This is a genomic window from Mycobacterium sp. NGS68, assembly GCF_059812195.1.
Window position 1 is genome coordinate 16,780 of record NZ_JCALCE010000014.1, and the last position, 17,874, is coordinate 34,653.

At 81.5% G+C, this 17,874-nt stretch carries 1 protein-coding gene; it reads left to right on the top strand.

All coding sequences use genetic code 11. From position 1 onward, the window contains the following. Positions 1-7 precede the first annotated feature (7 nt). A complete protein-coding gene (locus AC5Y5V_RS16870) occupies positions 8-17,845 on the top strand; it encodes a PE family protein (protein WP_499937437.1) in 17,838 nt (5,945 codons plus the stop codon). Positions 17,846-17,874 lie beyond the last annotated feature (29 nt).

Sequence of the window (17,874 nt, forward strand, 5' to 3'; positions counted from 1 at the left end):
TTTTCAGATGTCTTACGTGATCGCGACCCCGGACGCCTTCTCGGCCGCGGCGCTGCAGTTGGACAAGCTCGGTGCGGCGCTGGAGCAGGCCAATTCGGCCGCCGCCGTCCCGACCACCAACCTGCTGGCGGCGGCGTCCGACGAGGTGTCCATCGCCATAGCGGAGCTGTTCGGCACGCACGGCCAGGACTTTCAGGCCCTGACCGCGCAGGCGTCGGTGTTCCACAACCAGTTCCTGCGGACCCTGACGGCGAGTGGCAGCCAATACGCCGCCACCGAGGCCGCCAGCGCGGCGCCGCTGCAGGGCCTGGCGGACCTCGGGATCTTCTCGCCGTGGAAGCTGCTGACCGGGCGGCCGCTATTCGGCGACGGCGCCGACGGCGCGGCGAACAGCGGGAAGGCCGGCGGCGCCGGCGGCTGGATATTGGGCAACGGCGGCAACGGCGGATCCGGAGCGGCCGGTCAGGCCGGCGGCGCCGGGGGTTCGGCCGGGCTGATCGGTGAGGGCGGTTCCGGCGGGGCGGGCGGCGCGACGTCGATCGTCAACGGCGGCAACGGCGGCAACGGCGGGGCCGGCGGCAACGGCGGCTTGCTGTGGGGCAGCGGCGGCTCCGGCGGGGCCGGCGGCCTGGACACCCTCGGCACCGGGGCCGGGGGCATCGGCGGTAGCGGCGGCCGCGCCTGGCTGCTCGGCGCGGGTGGCGCCGGCGGGGCCGGCGGCGGCGGCGCGAGCGGTGGCGCCGGCGGGTCCGGCGGCGACGGCGGATGGCTGTCGGGCAACGGCGGCGTCGGCGGCGCCGGCGGCGCCAACACCACCGCCACCGGCACCGGCGGCATCGGCGGCGACGGCGGACGGGCCTGGCTGCTCGGCACCGGCGGCGCGGGCGGCGCCGGGGGCATCGGCGGTGTCGGCCCGACGCTGGGCGGTCACGGCGGACACGGCGGCGAGGGCGGCCTGCTCGTCGGCGGCGGCGGCACCGGCGGCGACGGCGGATCCGCGGGTACCGGCGGCACCGGCGGCGACGGCGGCCGGGGCGGCTGGCTGTCCGCCGGCGGTGGCGGCGCGGGCGGCGTCGGCGGGATCGGCCTCACCGGGGCCGGCGGCGCCGGCGGAACCGGCGGCAGCGGCGGACTGTTCGGGCCGGGCGGGGCCGGCGGCGCGGGCGGCAGCGCCGCGCTCACCGGCGGTAAGGGCGGGGCGGGCGGCGAAGCCGGCCTGGTGTTCGGTACCGGCGGGGCCGGCGGCGTCGGCGGCAACTCCGGCGCGGGCATCGACGGCGGCACGGGCGGCGACGGCGGCCGCGGCGGCTGGCTCCTCGGCAGCGGCGGTGTCGGCGGCAACGGCGGCAACGGCGGGGACGGCATCAGCAACGTCGCGGGGGCCGACAGCGACGGCGGCAACGGCGGCAACGGCGGCAAGGGCGGCCGCGGCGGCCTGCTGTTCAGCGACGGCGGCAACGGCGGCAACGGCGGCCTGGGCGGCCGCGGCGGCAACGGCGTGAACGGCGTCGACGGCGCAAACGGGACCTTCCCCAGCGGCGACGGCGGCGACGGCACCGACGGCACCGGCGGCGGCCACGGTGGCACCGGCGGCAACGGCGGGGCGGGCGGGCAGGGCGGTTTCCTCGGCCGCAGCGGCATCCTCGGCGCCGGCGGCGACGGCGGCGACGGCGGCACCGGCGGCTATGGCGGCAACGGCGGCGACGGCGCAAACGGCGACGCAAGCAGCCCCAACGGCGGCAACGGAGGCAAGGGCGGCAACAGCGCCGGCGGCGGCATCGGCGGCGCCGGCGGCGTCGGCTCCACCATCGGCGACCACGGCGCCAACGGGACCGCGCCCCCGGGTGTCGGCGGCAACGGCGGTAACGGCGGCAACGGCTACAGCCCCACCACGGCGGGCGCCAACGGCGGCAACGGCGGCAGCGGCGGCGCGGGCGGCAACCAGGGCAACGGCGGCAACGGCGGGCTCGGCGGCAACGGCGCGACCGGCCTGGCCGGCGACGACGGCGTCAGCGCCGGCGCCAGCGGCACCGACGGCCAGCTCGGCGGCACGGGCGGTGACGGCGGGGCCGGCGGGGCGGCCGGCGGCAGCGTCGGGACCCACGGAGGATCCGGCGGAGCCGGTGGCCGCGGCGGCGACGGCGGCGTCGGCGGTTCGGGCGTCGACGGCGCCAACGGGCTCGCGACCACGGGCGCGGGCGGAAGCGGACACACCGGCGGCGACGCCGGCAGCGGCGGCGACGGCGGCGGCGGCGGCAAGGGCGGCGCGGCGGGCTCGGGCGGGGCCAGCGGCACCGCGGGCACCGCGGGCGCGGGCGGGGTCGGCGGCGACGGCGGCGCGGCGGGCACGGCGGGCGCCGGCGGCGTCGGCGCGAACGGCCACGACGGGACCGCGGCGCACATCGACGGCTACGGCGGCGGCGACGGCGGGGCCGGCGGCAAGGGCGCCGACGGCGGCAACGGCGGCGCCGGCGGGGCCAACGGCAACGGCGTCGGCACCGCGGCCAACGGCAACGGCGGCGACGCCAGCGACGGCGGCAAGGGCGGGGCGGCCGGGGCCGGCGGCTCCGGTCTGGCCGGCGCGGCCGGGACGTCGGGCGTCAACCTCGGCGCCGGACAGGACGGCGGCGACGGCGGCAAGGGCGGCACCGGCGGCAAGGGCGGCGACGGCGGCACCGGCGGGACCGGGACGCACGCCGGCAGCGATGGGCTGGGCGGCGTCGGCGGCAAGGGCGGCGACGCGGGCGCGGCGGGCGACGGCGGTAGCGGCGCGAAGGGCGAGACCGGAGTCAACAACGGCGACGGCGGCGCGGGCGGCAAGGGCGGCGACGCCGGGGCCGTGGGCACCGGTGGTGCGGGCGGGACGAACGGCGGCGGCGGCACGGCGCTCTCCGGCCTCGATGGCACGGGCGCCAACGGCGGCCGGGGTGGCGACGGCGGCGCGGGTGTCGCCGGCACCAAGGGCGACAACGGCGTCAGCGCCGGCGACAGCGGCACCGACGGCACGGACGGCGGCAAGGGCGGCGACGGCGGCGCGGGCGGCGCGAGCAGCGGCACGCTGGGCACCGTCGGCGGCGCCGGTGGGGCCGGTGGCCTGGGCGGCGCCGGTGGGGCCGGCGGCTCGGGCGTCGACGGCGCCAAGGGCGACGCCACCGCGGGCGCGGGCGGCAACGGCCTGAAAGGCGGCGACGCCGGGGCCGGCGGCGACGGCGGAGCGGGCGGTAAGGGCGGGGCAGGCGGCTCGGGCGGGGCCGACGGCACGCAGGGCGCGGCGGGCGCCGGCGGCGACGGCGGCGACGGCGGCGCGGCGGGCAGCGCGGGCGCCGGCGGGACCGGCGCGAACGGCCACGACGGGACTACGGCGCACATCGCCGGCTACGACGGCGGCAACGGCGGCCAGGGCGGCAAGGGCGCCAACGGCGGCAACGGCGGTGCCGGCGGGCTCGACGGCAACGGCGCCAACCAGGCGGCGACCGGCGACGGCGGCGACGCCAGCGACGGCGGCAAGGGCGGCGCGGCCGGGTCCGGCGGCGCGGGCCTGGCCGGTGTGGCCGGGACCGCGGGCGTCAACCTCGGCGCCGGCACGGCGGGCGGCGACGGCGGCAACGGCGGCGTCGGCGGCAAGGGCGGCGACGGCGGCACCGGCGGGACCGGGACGCACGCCGGCACCGACGGGCTGGGCGGCGTCGGCGGCAAGGGCGGCGACGCCGGTACCGCGGGCGACGGCGGCCGCGGTGCCAACGGCACAGACGCCTACGTCGACGGCGGCGGCGGCGGCAAGGGCGGTAACGCGGGCGCTGTCGGGACCGGCGGCGCGGGCGGGGCCAACGGCGGCGGCGGCACGGCCCTGTCCGGCGGGGATGGCACCGGCGCCAACGGCGGCCGGGGTGGCGACGGCGGCAACGGCGCCACGGGCGCCGCCGGCGACGACGGCGTCAACGCCGCCAATCCCGACGGCACCGACGGCAAGACCGGCGGCGTGGGCGGCGCGGGCGGCGGCGGCGGCGCGAGCAGCGGCACCCTCGGAACCACCGGCGGCGCCGGGGGCGTCGGCGGCGCGGGCGGCGCCGGCGGCGACGGCGGCAGCGGTATCGACGGCGTCATCGGACAGGCCGGCAACGGCATCGGCGGCAACGGCACGGCCGGCGGCAACGCCGGCAGCGGCGGCGACGGCGGCGCGGGCGGCAAGGGCGGCGCGGGCGGCTCCGGCGGAGCCCTGGGCACGACGGGCGCCGTGGGCGCCGGGGGCGCCGGCGGCGACGGCGGCAACGCGGGCAGCGCGGCGGCCGGTGGCGCGGGCGCGGTCGGCCACGACGGCACCTCGTCCCACGTCGACGGCTACGACGGCGGGGACGGCGGCAAGGGCGGCAAGGGCGGCGACGGCGGCAACGGCGGCGCCGGCGGGTTCGACGGCAACGGCGCCAACCAGGCGGCGACCGGCGACGGCGGCAACGCGAGCGGCGGCGGCAAGGGCGGCGCGGCCGGCGCCGGCGGCGCGGGCCTGGCCGGCACGGCCGGGACGGCGGGCGTCAACGCCGGCATCGGCACGGCCGGCGGCGACGGCGGCGACGGCGGCGTCGGCGGCAAGGGCGGCGACGGCGGCACCGGCGGGACCGGGACGCACGCCGGCAGCGACGGGCTGGGCGGCGTCGGCGGCAGGGGCGGCGACGCCGGAGCAGCGGGCGACGGCGGCCGGGGAGCCGCCGGTACCGGCACCTACGTGGACGGCGGCCAGGGCGGCAAGGGCGGCGACGCGGGCGCCGCCGGCGCCGGCGGCGACGGCGGGGCCAACGGCGGCGGCGGCTCGGCGCTATCCGGCGGCAGCGGCACCGGCACCAACGGCGGCAAGGGCGGCGACGGCGGCAACGGTTACACCGGCGCCAACGGCGACAACGGCGTGAACGCCGGCGACAGCGGCACCGACGGCAAGACCGGCGGCAAGGGCGGCGACGGCGGGGCCGGCGGCGCGGGCAGTGGCACCACTGGCACGCACGGAGGCGCCGGAGGCGCCGGTGGCACAGGCGGCAACGGCGGCAACGGCGGCACCGGAATCAACGGCGGCGCTGGGCAATTCGGCAACGGCGTGGGCGGCGACGGTCAGGACGGCGGCAACGCGGGCAACGGCGGCGCCGGCGGCACCGGCGGCAAGGGCGGGGCCGGCGGATCCGGCGGCGCGAACGGCACCACGGGCACCGTCGGCGCCGGCGGGGCCGGCGGCAACGGCGGCAACGCGGGCGGAGCGGGCGCCGGCGGTGCGGGCGCGTCGGGCGCCAACGGCACGGCCGGCATCAACGACAACGCCGGATACGACGGCGGCGCGGGCGGGGCCGGCGGCAAGGGCGGCAACGGCGGCAATGGCGGCGTCGGCGGGACCGACGGCAACGGCCTCAACCAGGCGGCCACCGGCAACGGCGGCAACGCCAGCGCCGGCGGCAAGGGCGGCGCCGGCGGCGCCGGTGGCGCGGGCGTCAAGGGCGCGACGGGCACGGCCGGCGTCGACCTCGGCGTCGGGACGGACGGCGGCGACGGCGGTAACGGCGGAGCCGGCGGCAAGGGCGGCGACGGCGGCACGGGCGGCACCGGAACCACTCCGGGTGGCGACGCGGCCGGCGGCGTCGGCGGCAAGGGCGGCAACGCGGGCGCGGCCGGCGACGGCGGCAAGGGCGCGGCCGGTGTCACCGGCATCAACAACGGAGACGGCGGCGCGGGCGGCAAGGGCGGCGACGCGGGTGCCGTCGGCGCCGGCGGCGACGGGGGGGCCAACGGCGGCGGCGGCACCGCCCTGTCCGGCGGTGACGGCACCGGCGCCAACGGCGGTAAGGGTGGGGCCGGCGGCAACGGCTACGTCGGCGCCAACGGTGACAGCGCCACCAATAGCACCGCCCCCAACGGCGCCGACGGCAAGACCGGCGGCGCGGGCGGGGCGGGCGGCGCCGGCGGCGCCGGCAGCGGCACCGCGGGCACTCACGGCGGCGACGGCGGGGCCGGCGGCAAGGGCGGCGACGGCGGCAAGGGCGGCAACGGCTTCGACGGTTCCACCGGGGTGGCCGGATCCGGCATCGGTGGCAGCGGGACGGCCGGCGGCAACGCCGGCAGCGGCGGCGACGGCGGTGTCGGCGGCAAGGGCGGCGCGGCCGGCTCCGGCGGAGCCAACGGGACCAGCGGCGCGGTGGGCGCCGGCGGGGCCGGCGGCAACGGCGGGTCCGCGGGGATCGCGGGCGTCGGCGGGGCCGGCGCGACCGGACACGACGGGACCGCGGCCCACATCGCCGGGTACGCCGGCGGTGACGGCGGGGCCGGCGGCAAGGGCGGCAACGGCGGCAACGGCGGCGTCGGTGGCTTCGACGGCAACGGCGCCAACCAGGCGGCGACCGGCAACGGCGGCAACGCCAGCGCCGGCGGCAAGGGCGGCAACGCCGGCAACGGCGGCAACGGCCTGGCCGGCACCGCCGGCACCAACGGCGTCAACCTGGGGGCCGGGACGGACGGCGGCGACGGCGGGGCAGGCGGCAACGGCGGCGCGGGCGGCAACGGCGGCACGCGGGGCACCGGGACCGTCAACGGCAGCAACGGCGCCGGCGGCGTCGGCGGCAACGCCGGTAGCGGCGGCCTGGCCGGCGACGGCGGGCGCGGTGCCGACGGCAACGCGACGAACGTCAACGGCGGCGCGGGCGGCAAGGGCGGCAACGGCGGCACCGCCGGCACCGTCGGCGCGGGCGGCACCAACGGCGGCGGTGGGAACGCGCTGTCCGGCGCGGCCGGTACCGGCACCAACGGCGGCAAGGGTGGCGACGGCGGCAACGGCTTCGTCGGCGCCAACGGCAGCGACGGCGTCAACGCCACCAACCCCAACGGCACCGACGGCAAGACCGGTGGCACCGGCGGCGCGGGCGGCGCCGGCGGCACCAGCGGCGGCGTCGGCACCACCGGCGGCGTGGGCGGGGCGGGCGGCCACGGCGGCGACGGCGGCACGGGTGGCAGCGGCATCGACGGCACGGCCGGGGTGGCCGGCAGCGGTATCGGCGGTAGCGGGACCGCCGGCGGCAACGCCGGCAGCGGCGGCAGCGGCGGGGCCGGCGGCAAGGGCGGCGCCGCGGGCGGCGCCGGCACCGGCGGCACGGCGGGCGCCGTCGGCGCGGGCGGCGCCGGCACCGGCGGCACGGCGGGCGCCGTCGGCGCGGGCGGAGCCGGCGGCAACGGCGGGTCTGCGGGCAGCGCAGGCGTCGGCGGCGCGGGCGCGACCGGGGCCAGCGGGACGACGGCACACATCGCCGGCTACGCCGGCGGTGACGGCGGGGCCGGCGGCAAGGGCGGCAACGGCGGCAACGGCGGCGTCGGTGGCTTCGACGGCAACGGCGCCAACCAGGCGGCGACCGGAAACGGCGGCAACGCCAGCGCCGGCGGCAAGGGCGGCAACGCCGGCAACGGCGGCAACGGCCTGGCCGGCACCGCCGGCACCAACGGCGTCAACCTCGGGGCCGGCACGGACGGCGGCGACGGCGGGGCAGGCGGCAACGGCGGCGCGGGCGGCAACGGCGGCACGCGGGGCACCGGGACCGTCAACGGCAGCAACGGCGCCGGCGGCGTCGGCGGCAACGCCGGTAGCGGCGGCCTGGCCGGCGACGGCGGCCGCGGTGCCGACGGCAACGCGACGAACGTCAACGGCGGCGCGGGCGGCAAGGGCGGCAACGGCGGCACCGCCGGCACCGTCGGCGCGGGCGGCACCAACGGCGGCGGCGGCAACGCGCTGTCCGGCGCGGCCGGCACCGGCACCAACGGCGGCAAGGGTGGCGACGGCGGCAACGGCTACATCGGCGCCAACGGCGACAGCGCCACCAACGGCACGGCCCCCAACGGCACCGACGGCAAGACCGGTGGCACCGGCGGCGCGGGCGGCGCCGGTGGCACCAGCGGCGGCGCGGGCACCCACGGTGGCGACGGCGGGGCCGGCGGCAAGGGCGGCGACGGCGGCACCGGCGGCAGCGGCGTCGACGGCACGACGGGGGTGGCCGGCAGCGGTGTCGGCGGCGACGGCACGGTCGGCGGCAACGCCGGCAAGGGCGGCGACGGCGGCGGGGGCGGCAAGGGCGGCGCCGCGGGCGGCGCCGGCAGCGGCGGCACGGCGGGCACCGCGGGCGCCGGCGGGGCCGGCGGCAACGGCGGGGCAGCGGGGATCGCGGGTGTCGGCGGCGCCGGCGCGACCGGGGCCAACGGCACCGCGTCCCACATCGCCGGGTACAACGGCGGCAACGGCGGGGCCGGCGGCAACGGCGCCAACGGCGGCAACGGCGGCATCGGCGGCGCCAACGGCAGCGGCAGCGGCACGGGCGCGACCGGAAACGGCGGCAACGCCAGCGCCGGCGGCAAGGGCGGCGCGGCCGGCAACGGCGGCGTCGGCCTCACCGGCACCGCCGGCACCAACGGCGTCAACCTCGGGGCCGGCACGGCCGGCGGCGACGGCGGGTCCGGCGGCACCGGCGGCAAGGGCGGCAACGGCGGCACCGGCGGCACCGGAACCGTCAACGGCAGCAACGCCGCCGGCGGCGTCGGCGGCCAGGGCGGCAGCGCGGGCGCGGCCGGCGACGGCGGCCGCGGCGCCGACGGCAACGCGACAAACCTCGACGGCGGCGCCGGCGGCAAGGGCGGCAACGGCGGGGCCAGGGGTCTCGGCGGGGCCGGCGGCACCAACGGCGGCGGCGGCACCGCGACCGCCGGTGGCAACGGCACCGGCACCAACGGCGGCAAGGGTGGCGACGGCGGCAACGGCTACGTCGGCGCCAACGGCAGCGACGGCGTCAACGCCGCGAACCCCAACGGCACCGACGGCAAGACCGGCGGCGTGGGTGGGGCCGGTGGCGCAGGCGGCACCAGCGGCGGCGTCGGCACCACCGGCGGCGCGGGCGGCGCGGGCGGCAAGGGCGGCGCGGGCGGCACCGGCGGCAGCGGCATCGACGGCACGGCGGGCGTGGCCGGCAGCGGCGTCGGCGGCGACGGCACGGTCGGCGGCAACGCCGGCAGGGGCGGCGACGGCGGCGGGGGCGGCAAGGGCGGCGCCGCGGGCGGCGCCGGCAGCGGCGGCACGGCGGGCACCGCGGGCCTCGGCGGCGTCGGCGGGGCCGGCGGCAACGCGGGCAGCGCGGGCGCCGGCGGCGCGGGCGCGGTCGGCCACGACGGGACCGCGGCGCACATCGCCGGGTACGCCGGCGGCAACGGCGGGGGCGGCGGCAACGGCGCCAACGGCGGCAACGGCGGCGCCGGCGGCGCCAACGGCAGCGGCAGCGGCACGGGCGCGACCGGCAACGGCGGCAACGCCAGCGCCGGCGGCAAGGGCGGCAACGCCGGCAACGGCGGCAACGGCCTGGCCGGCACCACCGGCACCAACGGCGTCAACCTCGGGGCCGGCACCGACGGCGGCGACGGCGGGGCAGGCGGCAACGGCGGCAAGGGTGGCAACGGCGGCACACGTGGCACCGGGACCGTCAACGGCAGCAACGGCGCCGGCGGCGTCGGCGGCAACGCCGGCAGCGGCGGCCTGGCCGGCGACGGCGGCCGCGGCGCCGACGGCAACGCAACAAACCTCAACGGTGGCGCCGGCGGCAAGGGCGGCAACGGCGGCACCGCCGGCACCGTCGGCGCGGGCGGCACCAACGGCGGCGGCGGCACCGCACTGTCCGGCGCGGCCGGCACCGGCACCAACGGCGGCAAGGGTGGCGACGGCGGCAACGGCTTCATCGGCGCCGACGGCGACAGCGGCGTCAACCCCGGCGACAGCGGCACCGACGGCAAGACCGGCGGCACCGGCGGCGCCGGCGGCGCGGGCGGCCTGAGCGGCGGAGCCGGCACCCACGGCGGCAACGGCGGCGCCGGCGGCACGGGCGGCGACGGCGGCGACGGCGGTTCCGGCGTCAAGGGCAGCAACGGGCAGGTCACCTCCGGCGACGGCGAAGACGGCCAGAACGGCGGCAACGCGGGCAAGGGCGGCGACGGCGGCGTCGGCGGTAAGGGCGGCGCCGCGGGCGGCGCCGGCAGCGGCGGCACGGCGGGCACCGCGGGTCTCGGCGGCGTCGGCGGCAACGGCGGCGACGCGGGCGCCGCGGGTGCCGGCGGCGCGGGCGCGCTCGGCCACGACGGCACCACGGCTGGCGCCACACCCCACACCGCCGGATACGACGGCGGCGACGGCGGCGACGGCGGCAAGGGTGGAAACGGCGGCAACGGCGGCGCCGGCGGCGCCAACGGCAGCGGCAGCGGCACGGCGGCCACCGGCAACGGCGGCAACGCCAGCAACGGCGGCGCGGCCGGAACCCCCGGCGACGGCGGCAACGGCGCGGACGGCACGCTCAGCAACCCCGACGGCGGCAAGGGCGGCCACGGCGGCAACGCCGGGACGGCGGGCACCGGTGGCACCGGCGGCACGGGCACCGTCGCCGGCGGCAACGGCTCCGCAGGCACCCCTGTCACCGGCCCGGCCGGTAACGGCGGCAACGGCGGCAACGGCTACAACGCCACGGTCGCCGGCGCCAACGGCGGAAACGGCGGCGCCGGCGGCGACGGCGGCTCTGTCGGCAACGGCGGCAACGGCGGAATCGGCGGCGACGGCATGGCCGGCGACAACGGCGCCGACGGCGTCCAGCCCGGCGCGAGCGGCGGCAACGGCCAGAACGGCGGCAACGGCGGCAACGGCGGGGCCGGCGGGTCCGGCCACGGCGCCAACAGCCACGCCGGCAACGGCGGGGCCGGCGGTAAGGGCGGCGACGGCGGCGACGGCGGCACCGGTGTGACCGGCGCCAACGGCGTCTCCGGCAGCGATGACTACGACAACGGCACCGGCGGCGGCCAGGCCGGCGGCGGGGGCGGCAACGGCGCCACCGGCGGCACCGGCGGCACCGGCGGCGCGGCCGGGACCGGCTACGCGGGCGCCGGCAACGGCACGCAGGGGGTCGGCGGCGACGGCGGCGCAGGCGGGGACGCGGGCACGCCCGGCGACGGCGGAAACGGCGCGGCCGGCACCGCAGCGAGCACCACCGGCGGCGCCGGCGGCAAGGGCGGCGACCCGGGCACCGCGGGTGCCGGCGGCAGCGGCGGCAACGGCCGGATCGACGGTACCGACGGTGCCGACGGCGCCGTCGTCACCAGCGGCGGCAACGGCGGAAACGGCGGCGTCGGGTTCACCTCGACGGCTGCCGGTGCCAACGGCGGCGACGGCGGCGCGGGCGGGGCCGGCGGCGCGGTCGGCAACGGCGGCCACGGCGGCGACGGCGGCAACGGTGTGGACGGCGCGCGCGGCGACAACGGCCTGAACCCCGGCGACGACGGCCAGACCGGCCAGGCCGGCGGCAAGGGCGGCACCGGCGGTGCCGGCGGCGCGGGCGGCTCGACCTCCGGCGACGGCGGGGCCGGCGGCGACGGCGGGACCGGCGGCAACGGCGGCACCGGCGGGACCGGCCGCACCGGCAACAACGGCGTGTCCGGCAGCAACGACTATGGCAACGGCTTCGGCGGCGGCCAGGACGGCGGCGACGGCGGCAACGGCGGAGTCGGCGGTGGCGGCGGCAACGGCGGCGCCGGCGGCAGCGCGGGCCTCTACGGCACCGCGGGCGCCACAGGCAACGGCGGCAACGCCGGCAACGGCGGGGCCGCAGGCACGCCCGGCGACGGCGGCAACGGCGCGGCCGGCATCCTCGGCCACATCGACGGCGGGGCCGGCGGCAACGGCGGCAACCCCGGCACGGGCGGTGCGGGCGGTGCCGGCGGCACCGGCTTCGCCGACGGCGACGACGGCACCACCGGCGCGGGCTTCACCGGCATTGCCGGCAACGGCGGCAACGGCGGCGTGGGCTACAGCGCCTCCATTCCTGGTACCAACGGCGGCAACGGCGGGGCCGGCGGCAATGGCGGCACGCACGGCAACGGCGGCATCGGCGGCGACGGCGGCAGCGGCGCGGACGGCAACAACGGGGCCAACGGCGCCAACCCCGGCGACAACGGCGGCAACGGCCAGGCCGGCGGCCTGGGCGGCGACGGCGGCGCGGGCGGTAAGGGCGGCTCGGTCGTCGGCGACGGTGGCGCCGGCGGGCACGGCGGCGACGGCGGCAACGGCGGCAACGGCGGAAAGGGCCTCGACGGCGCCAACGGCACCCACGACGGCGAAGACGGCGGCAACGGCGGCGACGGCGGCGACGGGGCCGTCGGCGGCAACGGCGGTAAGGGTGGGAACGGCGGGACGGCGGCCCACGGCACCACGGGCGCGGGCGGTGACGGCGGCAACGCCGGCAACGGCGGCAACGGCGGCACCGAAGGCAACGGCGGCGACGGGGCCGACGGCACCATCGACCACATCGACGGCGGCGACGGCGGCCATGGCGGCAACCCGGGCACCGGCGCGGCGGGGGGCACGGGCGGTGCCGGCGGCACCGGTTCGCCGCATGGGACCAGGGGCGCGGACGGCGCGGCGGGCACCACACCCACCAACACCGCCGGCAACGGCGGCGACGGCGGCGACGGCTACAACGCCACGGTGCCGGGCACCGACGGCGGCAACGGCGGTAAGGGCGGCGACGGCGGCGACTACGGCGACGGCGGCAAGGGCGGACACGGCGGCAACGGCGCGACCGGCGGGGCCGGGCAGAACGGCCAGAACCCCGGCGACGACGGCGCCGACGGCGACAAGGGCGGAAACGGCGGCGACGGCGGCGACGGCGGCAAGAGCGGCACCTACGCCGGCCACGGCGGCGACGGCGGCGCGGCCGGTAACGGCGCGACCGGCGGGGCCGGCGGCGACGGCGCGGCCAACCCCGCGGGCGTCGGCGACGGTTACGGCGGCAACGGCGGCAGCGGCGGCGACGGCGGCACCGGCGGCCACGGCGGCAAGGGCGGCGACGGCTTCACCGGCGGCGGCAACGGCGGCGACGGTGGCAACCCCGGCGCCGGCGGCGACTACGGCCTGGGCGCCTCGGGCGCGGCCGGCAACGGCGTCAACGGCTCACATGGCGACACCCCGACCGACATGACCGGCAACGGCGGCGACGGCGGCAACGCCATCGGCGTCCCCGGTGCGGGCCTGCAGGGCTACAGCGGCGGCGACGGCGGCGACGCCGGGGCGTACGGCAACGGCGGCAACGGCGGCAACGGCGGCGTCGGCGGTACCGGCCAGCACGGCAGCACCGGCGTGATCAGCGTCAACAACGGCCTGGGCGGCGACGGCGGCGTCGGCGGCCAGGGCGGCGACGGCGGCAAGGGCGGCGACGGCGGCACGGTCGTCGGCAACAGCGGCAGCGGCGGCGCGGGCGGCACCGGCGGGCAGGGCGGCACCGGCGGCACCGGCGCGACGGGCAACTTCACCTACAACAGCGGCACCGGCGGAGACGCCGGCAACGGCGGCACCGGCGGCATCGGTGGCACCGGCGGCGACGCCGGGGCGGCCCCGCACGGCTCCATCGGCAATTCCGGCAACGCCGGCGACGGCGGCGACGGCGGGTTCGGCGGCGTCGGCGGCGTCGGCGCGGCGGGCACCAGCGGCCACGTCGACGGCGGCACCGGTGGCGACGGCGGCAACCCGGGCGGTGGCGGCGGGGTGGGCACCGCGGGCAGCGGCACCGCCACCGGCCACGTCCCCACGCCGGGCGACACACCGCACGACACCGTCGGCAACGGCGGGGCGGGCGGTGCGGGCTACAGCCCCACCACCCCGGGCCAGAACGGCGGCAACGGTGGCCTCGGCGGCAACGCCGGCGACTACGGCATCGGCGGTGTCGGCGGCGCCGGCGGCAACGGCGCCAACGGCTCGACCGGCAGCAACGGGTCCACCCCCGGCGCGAATGGCACCGGCGGCGGCGACGGCGCCGACGGCGGCATCGGTGGCCAGGGCGGCAAGGGCGGCGTGCTCGCGGGCGCCAGCGGCGCGGGCGGGGTCGGCGGCAACGGCGGCAACGGCGGGGCCGGCGGCAACGGCGCCGACGGCGGCATCTCCCACTTCGACGGCGGCGACGGCGGCAACGGCGGCAACGGCGGCAACGCCGGGGCGGGCGGCAACGCCGGAGCGGTCGGCGGTGACAACACCGCGGGCGTCGGCGGAGCCGGCGGCAACGGCGGCGACACCGGCACGGGCGGCCACGGCGGCAACGGCGCCGACGGCACCGCGACCCACCACGACGGCGGCAACGGCGGCGACGGCGGCCACACCGGCACCGTCGTGGGCAACGGCGCCGGCGGCGGCTCCGGCTCCTCGCCCGGGGCAGACGGGCACAACGGCAACACGCCCACCACCATGACCGGCAACGGCGGCGACGGCGGCGACGGCTACAGCCCGACCTACAGCCAGGCCACCGCGGGCCAGAGCGGCGGCAACGGCGGCGCCGGCGGCAACGCCGGGGATTACGGCGACGGCGGCCACGGCGGCGACGGCGGCAACGGCGTGAAGGGCAGCAACGGCAGCAACGCCACCACCCCGGGCGCCAACGGCGGCAACGGTGTGGCCGGCGGCAAGGGCGGCGACGGCGGGGCCGGCGGCAACGGCGGCGCACAGGCCGGCGACGCCGGCGACGGCGGCAACGCGGGCAACGGCGCCAACGGCGGCAACGGCGGCAGCGGCGCCAACGGCAAGTACGGGACGGCTGGGCAGCTCACCCCGGGCACTGGCCTCGGCGGCGGCCAGAACGGCGGCAACGGCGGCGACGGCGGCAAGGGCGGCGACGGCGGCAACGGCGGCCTCGGCGGCACGGCCGCGCACGGGTCCGGCGGCAGCACAGGCAGTTCCGGCAACGGCGGCGACGGCGGCAACGCCGGAACACCGGGCAACGGCGGCGCCGGCGCGGCGGGCACGTCTGTCTTCCGCAACGGTGGCAACGGCGGCAACGGCGGCAACGCCGGCGCCTTCGGACCCGGCGGCGCGGCCGGCGCCGTCGGCACCGGTGGCATCGGCGGCAACGACGGCGACCCGGTCGTCGGCCCGGCCGGCAACGGCGGTCAGGGCGGCGCGGGCTACAACGCCCTCGGCGCGGGCACCAGCGGCGGCAACGGCGGCAACGGCGGCAACGGCGGCAACATCGGCAACGGCGGCAACGGCGGGGCCGGTGGAGACGGCAAGTCCGCCGTCGTGGCCGGCGCCGACGGCGTCAACCCCGGCGACAGCGGCGGCAACGGCCGCGCCGGCGGCAACGGTGGCAAGGGTGGCAACGGCGGCAACGGCGGCGTCGGCATGACCGGCGGCGACGGCGGCAAGGGCGGCAACGCCGGCAGCGGTACCAACGGCGGCAACGGCGTCGCCGGCGGAGACGGCGTGACCGACGTCAACGAGTACGGCACCGGCATCGGCGGCGGCCAGAACGGCGGCAACGGCGGCGTCGGCGGTAACGGTGGCAACGGCGGCAACGGCGGCACCCACGGCACGGCCGTCGGCGGCACCGACGGCATCGACGGGGCGGGCGGTGACGCGGGCAGCGGCGGCAACGCCGGGACCGCGGGCCACGGCGGCAACGGCGCCAACGGCACCCTCACCAACCCCGACGGCGGCAAGGGCGGCAACGGCGGCACCACCGGCATCGGGACCGCCGGGACGCCCGGCACCGGCTCGACGTCGGGCGCCGCCGGCTCCAACGGCACCTACGTCAGCGGCACCGGCAGCGGCGGCGACGGCGGCGACGGCTACAACCCGACCACCCCGGGCGCCAGCGGCGGCAACGGCGGGGCCGGCGGCAACGGCGGCACCTACGGCACCGGCGGCGACGGCGGAAAGGGCGGCAACGGCGTGGCCGGCACCGACGGCGGCAACGGCTCCGGCGCGGGCGCCAGCGGCACCGCGGGCACCGACGGCGGGTCCGGCGGCAACGGCGGCGCCGGCGGTAAGGGCGGCACCATCTCCGGCGACGGCGGCCAGGGCGGCGCCGGCGGCAAGGGTGCCAACGGCGGCAACGGCGGCAACGGCGTGGACGGTGACGACGGCAGCGCCGGGGTGAACAACGGCGCCGGCCAGGACGGCGGCAACGGCGGCAAGGGCGGCGACGGCGGCAACGGCGGCAACGGCGGAGCGGGCGGCACGGTCACCAGCGGCACCGCGGGCACCGACGGCGCGGGCGGCGACGCGGGCGACGGCGGCAACGCCGGAACCGCGGGCCACGGCGGCGACGGCGCGGCCGGCAACGCCGCCAACCCCAACGGCGGGGCCGGCGGCAACGGCGGCACCACGGCCATCGGCACCGGCGGCACCGGCGGCAGCAGCGGCTCGACACCCGGCAATGACGGGGTCGACGGCACCTTCGTCAGCGGCACCGGCAGCGGCGGCAAGGGCGGCGACGGCTACAGCCCCACGAGCGCCGACTCGTTCAGCGACGGCGGGTCCGGCGGCGCCGGCGGCAACGGCGGCACCTACGGCGCCGGTGGCGACGGCGGCGCCGGCGGCAACGGCCGGGCCGGCACCGACGGCACCAGCCCGACGGCGGCCGGCGCCAGCGGCGGCAACGCGACCAACGGCGGGTCCGGCGGCGACGGCGGTGCCGGCGGCAAGGGCGGCACCATCTCCGGTGACGGCGGCAACGGCGGGGCCGGCGGCCAAGGCGCCAACGGCGGCAACGGCGGCAACGGCGTGGACGGCGGCACCGGCCAGGACGGCGGCAACGGCGGCAATGGCGGCAACGCCGGCGACGGCGGCAACGGCGGACTCGGCGGCACGGTCACCAGCGGCACCGTGGGCAGCACCGGCGCCGGCGGCGACGGCGGCGACGGCGGCAACGCCGGCACCCCCGGCAACGGCGGCGCCGGTGCGCCCGGCACCGCGGCCCACCCCGACGGCGGCAACGGTGGCAACGGCGGCGACCCGGGGACCGCGGGCACCGCGGGCACCGGCGGCACCGGCAACCCGGCCGGCACCGACGGCACGCCCGGCCACCCGGTGGTCGGCACGGTCGGTAACGGCGGCACCGGCGGCAACGGCTACAGCCCGACCTCCGGCGACAGCTTCAGCGACGGCGGCAACGGCGGCAACGGCGGCAACGGCGGATCGCAGGGCAACGGCGGCAACGGCGGGTCCGGCGGCAACGGCCTGGCCGGCACGATGGGCACCAGCGGCGGAACCAACCCCGGCGATCCGGGTGGCGTCGGCAACCCCGGCGGTAACGGCGGCCACGGCGGCAACGGCGGTCTGGGCGGCTCGACCTCCGGCAACGGCGGCGACGGCGGTAACGGCGGCACCGGCGGCACCGGCGGCACGGGCGGCACCGGCGCCGACGGGTCCTACGTGTCCGGCTCACCCAATGGCGGTCAGGGCGGCGACGGCGGCCAGGGCGGCAACGGCGGCAACGCCGGGTACGGCGGCAACGCGCAGGGCGCGGGCGACGGCGGGACCGGCGGGACCGGCGGCACCGGCGGCAACGGCGGGACACCCGGGACCGGCGGCACCGGCGCGACCGGCACGTCGGGCAACCCCAACGGCGGCACCGGCGGCAACAGCGGCACCGGCGGCGAAGGCGGCCTGGGTGGCAACGGCGCCGTCGGCGGCTCCGGCGGAACGACGTCAGGCGACGGCGGCACCGGCGGCAGCGGCGGCGACGGCGGCCATGGTGGCAACGGCACCGGCCTGAGCGGCGGCACCGGCGGCAACGGCGACACCCTGGCGGGCGGCACCGGGGGCACCGGCGGCAACGCCCCCAGCGGCGGCAAGGGCGGCGACGGCGGCGACGGCGCCGCCGGCGGAGCGGCCGGCACGGGCGGTACCGGCGGCGGCAACGGCACCGGCGGAAGCGGCGGCACCGGCGGCGCGGCCGGAACCCCCGGCCCCGGCGGCATCCCGGCCGGCCTGCCCGGCGGACCCGGCACCACCGGCGGAAACGGGCAGGACGGTCAGGACGGCTAACCCCCGCTCGCTCACTCTTCGCGCCCCGC

Excerpts from the sequence above, each read along its gene's own strand:
- AC5Y5V_RS16870 (WP_499937437.1), top strand. The coding sequence starts at position 8 with ATGTCTTACGTGATCGCGACCCCGGACGCCTTCTCGGCCGCGGCGCTG.